Origin of the sequence: Flavobacterium acetivorans (assembly GCF_020911885.1) — a bacterium.
Taxonomy (GTDB): Bacteria; Bacteroidota; Bacteroidia; order Flavobacteriales; family Flavobacteriaceae; genus Flavobacterium; species Flavobacterium acetivorans.
This window is the reverse complement of record NZ_CP087132.1, coordinates 889,173-901,402: the sequence shown is the minus strand read 5'-3', so window position 1 is coordinate 901,402 and position 12,230 is coordinate 889,173. Positions and strand designations below refer to the sequence as shown.

General features: G+C 33.7%; 14 protein-coding genes. All 14 read left to right on the top strand.

The genetic code is table 11. The annotated features are described in order from the left end of the window. Nucleotides 1–173: 173 nt before the first annotated feature. The 14 genes from atpB (at nt 174) to lolB1 (ending at nt 12,226) form a co-directional block, all read left to right on the top strand. Nucleotides 174–1,313, top strand: coding sequence for a F0F1 ATP synthase subunit A (gene atpB / locus LNP19_RS04040; RefSeq protein WP_230063530.1), 1,140 nt, complete (start codon nt 174–176; stop codon nt 1,311–1,313). Between the two features lie 40 nt (nt 1,314–1,353). Further along, on the top strand, nt 1,354–1,554 hold the full coding sequence (gene atpE / locus LNP19_RS04035; RefSeq protein ID WP_031453874.1) for an ATP synthase F0 subunit C: 201 nt from the start codon (nt 1,354–1,356) through the stop codon (nt 1,552–1,554). An 82-nt stretch (nt 1,555–1,636) separates the two neighbouring features. Further along, nucleotides 1,637–2,128 (top strand): F0F1 ATP synthase subunit B, encoded by a 492-nt coding sequence (locus LNP19_RS04030; RefSeq protein WP_230063529.1) that lies wholly within the window; start codon nt 1,637–1,639, stop codon nt 2,126–2,128. Between the two features lie 4 nt (nt 2,129–2,132). Continuing rightward, nucleotides 2,133–2,666 (top strand): ATP synthase F1 subunit delta, encoded by a 534-nt coding sequence (atpH, locus tag LNP19_RS04025; RefSeq protein ID WP_230063528.1) that lies wholly within the window; start codon nt 2,133–2,135, stop codon nt 2,664–2,666. A gap of 38 nt (nt 2,667–2,704) precedes the next feature. Beyond that, a complete protein-coding gene (gene atpA / locus LNP19_RS04020; RefSeq protein ID WP_230063527.1) occupies nt 2,705–4,282 on the top strand; it encodes a F0F1 ATP synthase subunit alpha in 1,578 nt (525 codons plus the stop codon). Nucleotides 4,283–4,355: 73 nt separating this feature from the next. After that, entirely contained in the window at nt 4,356–5,216 is an 861-nt protein-coding gene (gene atpG, locus LNP19_RS04015) for an ATP synthase F1 subunit gamma (protein ID WP_230063526.1), read from the top strand. Between the two features lie 191 nt (nt 5,217–5,407). Next, nucleotides 5,408–5,848 carry a DUF547 domain-containing protein gene (locus LNP19_RS04010; protein WP_230063525.1) on the top strand — a complete coding sequence of 147 codons (441 nt, stop codon included), beginning with the start codon at nt 5,408–5,410 and terminating at the stop codon, nt 5,846–5,848. Nucleotides 5,849–5,944: 96 nt separating this feature from the next. Then, on the top strand, nt 5,945–6,388 hold the full coding sequence (locus LNP19_RS04005) for a GNAT family N-acetyltransferase (protein ID WP_230063524.1): 444 nt from the start codon (nt 5,945–5,947) through the stop codon (nt 6,386–6,388). Between the two features lie 11 nt (nt 6,389–6,399). Beyond that, nucleotides 6,400–6,876 carry a hypothetical protein gene (locus tag LNP19_RS04000; RefSeq protein ID WP_230063523.1) on the top strand — a complete coding sequence of 159 codons (477 nt, stop codon included), beginning with the start codon at nt 6,400–6,402 and terminating at the stop codon, nt 6,874–6,876. Between the two features lie 59 nt (nt 6,877–6,935). Then, nucleotides 6,936–8,405: a lipopolysaccharide biosynthesis protein gene (locus LNP19_RS03995; protein ID WP_230063522.1), complete on the top strand. Its 1,470-nt coding sequence runs from the start codon at nt 6,936–6,938 to the stop codon at nt 8,403–8,405. Nucleotides 8,406–8,472: 67 nt separating this feature from the next. Further along, the gene (gene dut, locus LNP19_RS03990; protein ID WP_072940518.1) at nt 8,473–8,907 is read left to right on the top strand and encodes a dUTP diphosphatase; all 435 of its coding nucleotides are present in this window, start codon (nt 8,473–8,475) and stop codon (nt 8,905–8,907) included. 131 nt (nt 8,908–9,038) lie between these two features. Beyond that, nucleotides 9,039–10,049, top strand: coding sequence for a sugar nucleotidyltransferase (locus tag LNP19_RS03985; RefSeq protein WP_230063521.1), 1,011 nt, complete (start codon nt 9,039–9,041; stop codon nt 10,047–10,049). Between the two features lie 49 nt (nt 10,050–10,098). Next, nucleotides 10,099–11,445, top strand: a complete 1,347-nt coding sequence (locus LNP19_RS03980) for a tetratricopeptide repeat protein (protein WP_230063520.1) — start codon at nt 10,099–10,101, stop codon at nt 11,443–11,445. Nucleotides 11,446–11,452: 7 nt separating this feature from the next. Beyond that, entirely contained in the window at nt 11,453–12,226 is a 774-nt protein-coding gene (gene lolB1, locus LNP19_RS03975; protein WP_230063519.1) for a lipoprotein insertase outer membrane protein LolB1, read from the top strand. Nucleotides 12,227–12,230: the final 4 nt, after the last annotated feature.

Here is a 12,230-nt window from a genome sequence, read left to right as displayed (position 1 = left end):
AACTTTTTTCGCGATTCGCTTAATAAACAAACAATAAATGCTCGTTTTTTTAAAACAAAGTCATTTAATTGGAATATAACATCTAAAAACAAAATGATATATTTTCAATTGTGAATAAATTATGTACCTTTGCAAAAAATTTTGAAACGTAAAATTAGACACACAATTTAATAATGGTATTTTCAAATAAACCTGTTCAGTTCTTATTAGTTGCTTTAGTAGCCAGTATTCCTTACTTTGGATTTGCAAATCCTGGGGTTGATAGTATTCCAGTTGTTAATGAAGCTGTTGCGGAGCATGGCGTTCAAGTAGCGCACGAAGAAAAAGAATTTAATGCGACTGAATTGATTAATTCCCATATTGGGGATTCTCATGAGTTTCATATCGCTGACATTGGCGGACACCCAATTTCTTTTTATTTGCCTGTAATTTTATGGACAAATAATGGTTTGGAAATTTTCTCTGCAGAGCAATTTCACCATGATAATTCAGGAGAACATGTGGTTTCTGTAAACGGACAACGTTTAGTTCGTTACAATGAAATTATTTTTTACGCTGATAAATTTGAAAGTTTAACAGAAGAGCAAAGAAAAAACGGAGCATTTGAATTTGATGCCAGACCTTTGGATTTTTCCATCACAAAGAATGTTTTCTCTATGATGATGTCGGCAATCGTTTTGTTCTTGTTGTTTTTTGCTGTAGCCCGTTCTTATGGAAAAAATCAATTAGCGCCAAAAGGAATCGCAGGTTTCTTAGAGCCATTGGTGGTATTTGTTAGAGATGAAATTGCAATTCCAAATATTGGTACAAAAAAGTACGCTAAATACATGCCGTATCTTTTGACTATCTTTTTCTTTATTTGGATTAACAACCTTATTGGTTTGATTCCGTTTTTCCCATTCAGTTCAAACTTAACCGGAAATATTTACTTTACTTTTGTATTGGCTTTGATCACTTTCCTTGTAACTTCTTTCAGTGGAAACAAAGATTACTGGAAGCATATTTTGACTCCGCCGGTACCAAAAGCATTATACCCAATTATGATTCCTGTTGAAATCATTGGGATGTTGACAAAACCTTTTGCATTGATGATTCGTTTATTTGCTAACATCACTGCAGGACATATTATTATCTTAAGTTTGTTTTCGTTAATCTTCATTTTTGAAACGGTATGGGTTTCTCCTATCTCAGGAGCCTTCGTTTTATTCATGAGTGTATTAGAAATGTTAGTGGCAGCTTTACAAGCATACGTGTTTACACTGTTGTCAGCATTATTTATTGGTCAGGCTGTAGCAGAGCATGATCATCATTAATCAGAGTTTTATTAATTATTAACTATATAAATTTATTATTATGGTATTAGCTGGAATCGGAGCTGGATTAGCTGTAATCGGAGCAGGTCTTGGAATTGGAAAAATTGGTGGATCTGCAATGGATGCAATTGCTCGTCAGCCAGAAGCTGCTGGAAAAATCCAAACTGCTATGATTATTGCTGCTGCACTTATTGAAGGTGTTGCACTTTTCGCAGTTGTTGTTGCTTTAATTGCAAAGTAATTAAAAATTAAAATTTCCTGTGGCGGTTGGCTACAGGAAGTTTTTATTTCTAAAATGAAAAAATTATTTTAAATATACCTATATGAATCTTACAGCACCGGAGAGTTTAATTTTTTGGACATCGATCATTTTCTTTGTTTTCTTTCTTCTTTTAAGAAAATTTGCCTGGAAACCAATTTTGGGAGCGGTAAAAGGTCGTGAAGAATCTATTAATAATGCTTTAGCATCTGCTGAGGCTGCTCGTTTAGAAATGCAGAATTTAACTGCTGACAATGAGCGCATCTTACAAGAAGCAAGAATAGAACGTGATGCTTTGTTAAAAGAAGCTCGTGATATGAGAGACAAAATGATTGCTGATTCTAAAAAAGAAGCGCAAGTTCAAGGAGAGCGATTGATAGCACAAGCCAAAGCGGCTATTGAAGCGGAGAAAAATGCGGCTATGGCTGAATTGAAAACTCAGGTTTCTACTTTGTCACTTAATATTGCAGAGAAATTATTGAAAGACGAATTATCTAATAAAGAAGCTCAAACTAAATTAGTTGAGAAAATGTTAGGTGACGTAAAATTAAACTAAAATTATGTCAGGAACTAGAGCAGCAATTCGTTATGCAAAAGCATTCTTAGACTTAGCTATTTCTGCAGGAAATGAGCAAGAAGTTTATAAAGACATGGCTTTAATTTCTTCAACAATCAATGGAAATGAGGAATTGAATAATTTTATTCAAAATCCTACCATTTCGGTTAGTGTTAAGGAAAGTGCTTTGACAGAAGTTTTTGCGAGTACAACAGGAGTGACTAAAAGTCTTTTCCGTTTATTATTCGAAAACAAAAGATTTGAAATTTTAGGAGATGTTGTTTCTCAATACATTCTTTTATCAGATGAAAACAATGGATATCAAGTAGTAAAAGTAACTACAGCAACTCCAATGGATTCCGTTTTAGAAGCAAAAGTTTCTGAAAAAATCAAAGAATTTTCAAATAAAAAAATTACAATAGTAAATACGATAGATCCATCTATTATTGGAGGATTTATTTTAAGAATTGGTGATAAGGAGTACAATGCTTCTGTTGCTAATAGATTACAAGTATTAAAAAGAGAATTAAGTAACTAGTTTTATCGCACGTTAAAGTGTCTAAATTATAAATTAAGATGGCGGAAATCAAACCTGCTGAAATTTCAGCAATATTAAGAAAGCAAGTAGAAGGTTTCGAATCTGGCGCTACGCTAGAAGAAGTAGGAACAGTACTTCAAGTTGGAGATGGTATTGCTCGTATTTACGGGCTTTCAAATGTTCAATATGGTGAGTTAGTAGAATTTGACAATGGTCTTGAGGCTATTGTATTGAATCTTGAAGAGGACAATGTTGGGGTGGTACTTTTAGGACCATCAACAGGAATCAAAGAAGGTTCTACTGCAAAAAGAACACAACGTATCGCTTCTCTTAAAGTAGGTGAGCAAATGGTAGGACGTGTAGTAAACACTCTTGGTTTTCCAATTGATGGAAAAGGACCAATTGGTGGAGACTTATACGAAATGCCATTAGAAAGAAAAGCTCCTGGAGTTATCTTCCGTCAGCCGGTAACTGAACCATTACAAACAGGTGTAAAAGCAGTAGATGCTATGATCCCGGTTGGTCGTGGACAACGTGAATTGGTTATTGGTGACCGTCAAACAGGTAAATCAACTGTTTGTATTGATACCATCTTAAATCAAAAAGAATTTTACGATGCAGGAAAACCTGTGTTCTGTATATATGTTGCTATCGGGCAAAAAGCTTCGACAGTAGCAGGAATTGCTAAAATGTTAGAAGAAAAAGGTGCAATGGCTTACACAGTTATCGTTGCTGCTAATGCTTCTGATCCAGCTCCAATGCAAGTTTATGCTCCTTTCGCAGGTGCTGCAATTGGAGAATATTTTAGAGATTCAGGTCGTCCGGCTTTAATTGTTTATGATGATTTATCTAAACAAGCTGTTGCTTACCGTGAGGTTTCTCTTTTATTAAGAAGACCACCGGGACGTGAGGCATATCCTGGAGACGTTTTTTACCTACACTCTCGTTTATTAGAGCGTGCTTGTAAAGTAATTGCTGATGACGGAATTGCTAAAAACATGAATGATTTACCAGATTCTATCAAAGGAATCGTTAAAGGTGGTGGTTCATTGACAGCTTTACCAATTATCGAAACTCAGGCTGGTGACGTTTCTGCATATATCCCAACAAACGTAATTTCGATTACTGATGGTCAAATTTTCCTTGATGGAGATTTGTTTAACTCAGGAGTTCGTCCGGCAATTAACGTAGGTATCTCAGTATCTCGTGTTGGAGGTAATGCTCAAATTAAATCAATGAAAAAAGTATCAGGTACTTTAAAATTAGACCAGGCTCAATTCCGTGAATTGGAAGCCTTTGCTAAATTTGGTTCTGATCTTGATGCTGTTACATTGAACGTAATTGAAAAAGGGAAAAGAAACGTTGAAATCTTGAAACAAGGTTTGAATGATCCTTATACGGTTGAAGACCAAGTAGCAATTATCTACGCTGGTTCTAAAAACTTATTGAAAAATGTTCCTGTTGAAAAAGTGAAAGAATTTGAGAAAGAATTCTTAGAATTCATGAACAACAAGCACAGAGCTACACTTGATGCTTTGAAAGCAGGGAAGTTAACAGACGAAATTACGGATGTAATTCAATCTGTAGCAAAAGAAGTTTCAGCAAAATATAACTAATACTAGTGAATAGTGAAAAGGGAGTAGTTCTAAACTATTCGCTTTTCATTTCTCACTTTTCACAATAAATAAAATGGCAAATTTAAAGGAAATCCGTAATAGAATTACTTCCGTTTCATCAACGATGCAAATTACATCTGCGATGAAAATGGTTTCTGCAGCTAAGCTTAAGAAAGCTCAAGATGCAATTACAGCCATGCGCCCTTATGCCGAAAAATTAACGGAATTATTACAAAATCTTTCCGCTACACTAGACGGTGATATTGGTGGAGAATTTACCACTCAACGTGAGGTAAAAAAAGTATTGGTTGTTGCTATCACTTCTAACAGAGGTTTGTGTGGTGCTTTTAACACTAATATAATTAAGGAAGCTAAAAATCGCTCTGCATTTTATGCTGGGAAACAAGTTGATATTTTTGCCATTGGTAAAAAAGGAAACGATGTTTTGAGCAAGACAAATACAGTTGTTGACAATCAAAGTGCTGTTTATGACAATTTGACTTTTGATAATGTGGCTGCTATTGCAGAAACATTAACTCAAAAATTTGTTTCGGGTGAATATGATAAAATAGAATTGATTTACAATCAGTTTAAAAATGCTGCTACTCAAATTGTTCAAACAGAGCAGTTTTTACCATTAGCACCCTTAAAAACGGACTTAAATCTTTCAGCGAGCGATTATATTTTTGAACCTTCAAAAGAAGAAATTGTATTGACTTTGATTCCAAAATCATTGAAAACACAATTGTATAAAGGGATCAGAGATTCATTTGCTTCAGAACATGGTGCTCGTATGACTGCTATGCATAAAGCAACTGATAATGCAACTGAATTGAGAAATCAATTGAAATTAACTTACAACAAAGCCCGTCAGGCTGCTATTACTAATGAAATCTTGGAGATTGTTGGTGGAGCAGAAGCGTTGAAAGGATAATAAGATTCAAATTTTAAAGTTTAAAATGTGAATATTTGAAAAAATAAGTAGCATTCATACCAATAAAAAAAGAGCCAACATTTTGTTGGCTCTTTTTTTATTGGTACAAACCAAGTATAAATACCTGTAGTTATTTGTAAATAAAAGTTTACATTTACGAAATTAATTTGCTAATTTTAATGCTATTAGGTATGGATAATTCTTTAATTCGCTTGTCTGAAAGTATTTTATTGAGTGTAAAATTGGGATATGATACTTCATTGCTCAGAAGAGAGCTTTATTTTGTAAAAGATAAAAAATTACACTCTTTTTTAAACAATGATGAGTTGAAAGGAATTTTTTGGACTAATATTTATAATGCTTATGTTTTAATTATGAATTTAGAGAAAATTAATGAAAAAACTATTTTTCAGGTAAAAAGAATTAAAGTTGCTAAATATGCTTTATCATTAGATGATATTGAACATAAAATCTTAAGGATGGGGAACCATCGCGGTATTTTTTTGGTAATGAATAATTTATTTTGTCCTAATTTTATAAAAAATAATGCTGTAGAAAAAGTCGATTTTGATTTAAAGATTAGACTTGACAAAAGTCCTGTTACAGGTAATCAGACTACTAATTATAAATAATAAACTTTTATATATAACAATAACTATTGTCTAGTGGAAAGGATTGTCGTGTTTTTTTTGATTAATTTTAATGTTTAAATTTATTCATTAAAGAATATGCACTTGTACATTAAAGAATTGACTACCCAAGAGGAGATGCTGGATCAAATTGAGATGATGAAGCATCTGTATCCTAAATTTTCGTTTGAGAAATACGAATCCTATCTGCAGGAAATGATTCCACGTAATTACCAACAAATAGCTGTTTTTGAAAATGAGATTTGCGTAGGTATAAGTGGTTTATGGTCCGGTACTAAACTGTGGTCTGGAAAGTATTTAGAAATCGATAATTTTATAGTCCATCCAGATCATCGTTCGAAAGGTATTGGTAAAATGATGACGGATTATGTTGACCAAAAGGCCAAAGAAATGAATTGTTCGATGATAGTTTTGGATGCATTTACCGGAAATTTCAAAGCACATCGATTTTATTACAACCAAGGTTATGCTCCTAGAGGATTTCACTTTTTAAAGATATTAAACGAAGAAGGCATATCCTAAATCAATTGTAAATGAGACTTATTACAAAAAGTATTTTCTTAGTTTTGATCACTTTTAGTCTGTTTTCTTGTGGATGTAAACCAACTGATCAAAAGGATTTCCCCCAAGAAATAGCGGCGGTTTATTTTCAAAGGCAAAATGCAGGACAGGATAAATCTAATCAAGTCTTGGATTTTTTTATTGAATTGAAGAATCCGATTAAGGAAGGGATGTTTTTGGATACCATCTATTTTCGCCATGAGCAAGCCAAGCTGGAAATGAAAAGTGAAAAAGTTTTTGTGGCTCATTTTTATCCTAATCAAGCGCAGCAAGACTTCATTTTAGATAGTGATTCCTTAAAGGAATATGGAAATAAGGCACCTGTGATTGTACCACCAAAATTTGATTTAAAACCAACGGAAGCGGTATTGGAATATAAATTAAAAACAAAAACATTTTACTACAAAATCGCCGGTGTAAAAGAAAAACCAATCATTGTTCATCCTTGAAGGAATAAACCAAAGATTTAGTTATTTTTGTTTCCTAGAAATTAATAAGAGACAGCATTTTGGGATTATATAAAAATCTTTTTAAACAAACAGCCATATATGGACTCGCGACGGTTTTACCGCGAATGTTCAGCTTCTTATTGGTTCCGCTTTATACCGATTTATTGCCAAAGGCCGAGTATGGAAAAGTATCCGTTATTTTTGCCTACATGATCTTTTTCAATGTTATTTTGGCTTATGGAATGGAAACAGCTTTTTTCAGGTTCTACAACAATGAAAAAGATAAAAAGTCGGTGCTGGAAACCTCTATGGTTTCTATTTTTTGGACTACAATACTCTTTTTATTTGCCGCTTTGTTATTTCGCAATACTTTAGCGGTATGGTCTGGAATAGATTCTCAGTATATCTCTTATACTATTTGGATTCTGGCTCTGGATGCTTTAGTTATTATACCTTTTTCAAAATTAAGAGCGTATCAAAAACCAATGGTATACGCGATCATTAAAATTGGGAATGTGCTGGTAAATTTGATACTAAGTGTACTGTTTTTGCTTTATTTTCCTAAATTGACAGAGGTAAACCCAGATGGTTTTGTGAGTTCTTTGTATGTAGAGAATTTTCAAATGGGATATATTTTCCTGGCTAATATTATAGCCAGTTTATTGACTTTTGTAGCAATTTCCCCTGATTATGTGTATTTAAAATGGAAATTTGATTTCCAATTATGGAAAAAAATGATGCGTTATGGAATGCCCATCATGGTTGCCGGAATTGCCTTTGCTATTAATGAACAATTTGATAAAATTCTTTTGTCTAAATTATTACCGCCCAATATTGCCGAAGCAGAAGTGGGTGTCTATTCGGCTTGTTATAAATTAGGTTTGTTTATGGTTTTGTACCGTACGGCTTATACTTTGGGAATTGAACCTTTTTTCTTTAGCCATGCCTCAGATAAAAATGCGCCACAGACTTATGCGATGGTAACCAAATACTTTGTCATCTTTGGTTCTTTTATTTTATTGTCGGTAATTGTATTTGCTGATCTTTTTAAATTGTTGATGATTCGTGACAGTTCCTATTGGGTTGCAATGAAAGTGGTTCCTTTAATTATTTTGGCCAATTTCTTTTTGGGGATTTACACGAATCTTTCTGTTTGGTATAAATTGATCGATAAGACTTATATTGGTGCTTATATTTCAATAGTAGGAGCGCTAATTACTTTGGCGCTTAATTATTTGTTGATTCCATCAATGAGTTATATGGGGTCGGCCATTGCAACTATTGCTGCTTATGGAAGTATGATGCTCATTTCCTACTATCTGGGCAATAAATATTATCCGATTCCTTATGATTTAAAAAAAATAGGAGCCTATCTTTCGCTATCCATATTTTTCTCTGTGGTATCTTTTTACGGTTTTAGAGAGAATTACTTCGTAGGAATTGCGTTATTAATCATATTCCTGTATTTTATTTATTACAACGAAAAAGAAATATTAATCAAAATTATAAAACGTAAAAATTATTCGTAGGGACAAGTCGTGACTTGTCCCTACCAGATGTCATGACTGATTCCCAATTTATCATAAAAAACACAAAATGAACATAAACATTATCAATAAATCACAACATGCTTTGCCTAACTATGAAACCATAGCTTCGGCTGGAATGGATTTAAGAGCCAATCTTACCGAATCGATAACATTACAGCCTTTAGAAAGAACCATTGTAAAAACAGGTCTTTTTATGGAATTGCCCATAGGTTATGAAGCGCAAGTAAGACCAAGAAGCGGACTGGCTTTCAAAAACGGAATAACGGTCTTAAACAGTCCCGGAACTATTGATGCCGATTATCGCGGGGAAATAGGCGTGATTTTAGTAAATTTATCCAATCAGGATTTTGTGATTCAAAACGGGGAACGTATTGCCCAATTGATTATTGCAAAACACGAACGTGCAGACTGGATTGAAGTTCAGGAATTAACGGAAACATCAAGAGGCGAAGGCGGATTTGGTAGCACAGGAGTGAAATAATAGCAGTTTACAGTGATCAGTATTCAGTTTTACTATTAAAAAAAATAGAAATAAATAAACTTCGTGAACTTTGCGTGTCATCCTGAGCTTGTCGAAGGACTTCGTGAACTTTGCGTTTAAAAAAATATTTAATGAAAATAATTGTACCAATGGCAGGACGCGGTTCGCGTCTACGTCCACATACATTAACTATTCCTAAGCCATTAATTCCGGTTGCAGGAAAACCAATTGTACACCGATTAGTAGAAGATATTGCAGCTGTTTTAAATCAAGATATTGAAGAAATAGCTTTTATTATCCATGAAAGTTTTGGAGAAAAAGTAGAACAGGATTTAATTGCCATTGCTGAAAAATTAGGAGCCAAAGGAACCATTTATTATCAAAATGAAGCTCTTGGAACAGGCCACGCCATTATGTGTGCCAAAGATTCACTTTCTGGACCAGCCGTAATTGCTTACGCAGATACTTTAATTAGAGCTGATTTTGAATTAGATCCCGCTGCTGATTCGGTAATTTGGGTAAAACAAATTGAAAACCCAGAGGCTTTTGGAGTTGTGAAATTGAACGAAAATAGTGAGATTATCGAATTGGTAGAAAAACCACAGGAATTTGTGAGTGATTTGGCCGTTATCGGGATTTACTATTTTAAAGATATTGCGGTATTAAAAGATGAATTGCAAAATGTTTTAGATAATAATATCCAAAATGGTGGTGAATACCAAATTAATGATGGGATCAAAAACATGATGGCAAATGGAAAAATATTTAAAACAGGTGAAGTAAGTGCTTGGATGGATTGCGGGAACAAAGATGTAACTGTGGAAACTAATTCCAGAATGTTGAACTTCTTACACAATGATGGTGTAAATCTTGTTGCGCCCAGCGTGAAACTAGAAAATGCAACTATCATCCCACCTTGTTATATTGGAGAAGATGTGGTGTTGATCAATGCAACGGTTGGACCAAATGTTTCTTTAGGCAAAGGATGTCATGTGGTAGATAGTACGATAAAAAACAGCTTGGTTCAAACACATGCCCACATAAAAAATGCTAATTTAGACAATGCCATGATTGGTAACCATGCGAGTTTTGACGGTAATTTCACCAGTATCAGCATTGGGGATTATTCGGTATTGGAATAATTATTTGATTTCAATTTCCGGTAAGGTTTTTGAATTTTATAAAAAGACAATGAAAAAGGTTTCAGCATTATTAATTCTATTCTCGGTTTTGCTAAGCAATTCAGCTTTGCTATGGGCACAAACCGAGCCGGAAGACATAAAGCTGAATACGGATAAATTTCAGGAATTTTTTTACGAGTCACTTAAACAAAAAGGAATTGAAAACTATGATAAAGCGATTTTGGCTTTAGAAAAATGTTTGGCCATAGAACCGGAAAATGCAACGGTTCATTTCGAATTAGGGAAAAATTATTTGGCTTCCAAAGACTATAAAAATGCCTATATTTCTTTTGAAAAAGCCACAAAAATTGATCCTACTAACAAATGGTTTTGGATAGGCTTGTACGACGTGGATTATGCCACAAAGGATTTCAATCGCGGTATTATTACCATTCAAAAGCTGATCGAATTTGACCCCAGATTCAAAGAAGATTTGGCCTCACTTTACATGAGTACGAGTCAGTTTGACAAGGCATTAGAACTGATTAACGAACTCAATGCTACGTTTGGAAAATCAGAACGCAGGGAATCCTACAAGACTCAAATTTTGTCTCAAGGAAAATATCAAAATGTAGAAATAGCTAATTTATTAGAGCAAATAAAGAATAATCCCAAAGAGGAATCGAATTATATTTCTCTGATTTATTGGTACTCTAAAAATAATGAAACCGATAAAATGCTGGAAACGGTACGAAAACTGGAAACGGCAATTCCTACTTCTGAATGGGCGCAGCTGAGTTTATTTAAAAGTCATTTAGAAAATAATGACGGAGAAAAAGCGGTAAAAGCAATGAATATAGCTTTGGCAAGCAGTAAAATAGATTCTAAAATAAAACACCGAATCTTGAATGAGTTTTTGATTTTCACTAATAAAAACCCTCAATTCACAGCCGATTTAGAAAAGGCGGTTAGTTATTTTGATAATGATCCAGAAGTGAATGTGGCCAAAGAAATAGGGAAGTTTTATCACAATAAGAAACAATGGGATAGAGCGATTGGGTATTATGACAAAGCGATTTCAAAAAGTACTGAGACCGATATCGAAACCAATTTGCTATTGTTTCAGGCCTATGCCGAAACACAACAATTTGAATTGCTAAGCAAAAGAGCAATCAATATGGTAGATTTATTCCCAACTCAGCCGCAGTTTTATTATTATTCAGGATTGGCTTACAATCAGTTGAAGCAATTTAAAAAAGCGAAAGACATATTAGAAATGGGATTGGATTATCTGGTTGACGATAAAACATTGGAAATAAATTTCAATATTCAACTGGGAGAAGCCTTTAATGGTTTGGGAGATGTAAAGAAAAAAGAGTTTTATTTTTCTAAAGCCAATCAATTATTAAAAAAATAAAATTTAAATGAAAAAATGTTTAGCAGGACTATTAGTAGTCATTATTATGGTTTCCTGTAAATCAAAGGCAGTAGTAGCCTCAGCAACTACTCCGGTGACTTATATGAAGGCAAAGAAAATAATAGAAAATCATTACAACAATAAAAATGATTTTTCTACATTATACATTAAAGCCGATGCGAGATATGCCGATGACAAGCAAACACAAAATGTTACCGCTGAGATAAAAATAAAGAAGGACGAGCAAATATTGGTAAGCATCCGTTTTTTGGGAATCACCATGGCCAAAGCTTCCATAACTCCTACTGCAGTGGGCTATTATGAAAAAATAAAAGGCACTTATTTTGAAGGAGATTTCAGTTCTTTAAGTCAATGGTTAGGTACTGATTTGGATTATAATAAAATCCAAAACCTATTAGTTGGTGAGGCCTTGGACGATTTGAAGGAAGGAAAATACACAGAATCCTTAGTAGAACATTTGTACCGATTGGATGATGTAGATAATGAGAATACCAAAAAAACCTTCTATTTAGATTCGGATAATTTCAGTATAAAAAAGCAGGAAATAACCCAAACGGCCGAGGGTAGAATGATTCAAGTGGCTTATGCTAACAATAAAGTATTTAACGAAGTTGTTATCCCCACAAGTGTTATGATAAACACCTATCAAAAGAAAGGAAAAACAGAAATCAATTTAGATTATAACACTATTTCTTTCAATGAAGAACTTTCTTTTCCATATAGTGTACCAAATGGGTACAAAAGAGTTATAATTAAGTAAATTT

Excerpts from the sequence above, each read along its gene's own strand:
- LNP19_RS03980 (WP_230063520.1), top strand. The coding sequence starts at position 10,099 with ATGAAAAAGGTTTCAGCATTATTAATTCTATTCTCGGTTTTGCTAAGC.
- atpE (WP_031453874.1), top strand. The coding sequence starts at position 1,354 with ATGGTATTAGCTGGAATCGGAGCTGGATTAGCTGTAATCGGAGCAGGT.
- LNP19_RS04030 (WP_230063529.1), top strand. The coding sequence starts at position 1,637 with ATGAATCTTACAGCACCGGAGAGTTTAATTTTTTGGACATCGATCATT.
- atpH (WP_230063528.1), top strand. The coding sequence starts at position 2,133 with ATGTCAGGAACTAGAGCAGCAATTCGTTATGCAAAAGCATTCTTAGAC.
- atpA (WP_230063527.1), top strand. The coding sequence starts at position 2,705 with ATGGCGGAAATCAAACCTGCTGAAATTTCAGCAATATTAAGAAAGCAA.
- atpG (WP_230063526.1), top strand. The coding sequence starts at position 4,356 with ATGGCAAATTTAAAGGAAATCCGTAATAGAATTACTTCCGTTTCATCA.
- LNP19_RS04000 (WP_230063523.1), top strand. The coding sequence starts at position 6,400 with ATGAGACTTATTACAAAAAGTATTTTCTTAGTTTTGATCACTTTTAGT.
- LNP19_RS04010 (WP_230063525.1), top strand. The coding sequence starts at position 5,408 with ATGGATAATTCTTTAATTCGCTTGTCTGAAAGTATTTTATTGAGTGTA.
- lolB1 (WP_230063519.1), top strand. The coding sequence starts at position 11,453 with ATGAAAAAATGTTTAGCAGGACTATTAGTAGTCATTATTATGGTTTCC.
- dut (WP_072940518.1), top strand. The coding sequence starts at position 8,473 with ATGAACATAAACATTATCAATAAATCACAACATGCTTTGCCTAACTAT.
- LNP19_RS04005 (WP_230063524.1), top strand. The coding sequence starts at position 5,945 with ATGCACTTGTACATTAAAGAATTGACTACCCAAGAGGAGATGCTGGAT.
- atpB (WP_230063530.1), top strand. The coding sequence starts at position 174 with ATGGTATTTTCAAATAAACCTGTTCAGTTCTTATTAGTTGCTTTAGTA.
- LNP19_RS03985 (WP_230063521.1), top strand. The coding sequence starts at position 9,039 with ATGAAAATAATTGTACCAATGGCAGGACGCGGTTCGCGTCTACGTCCA.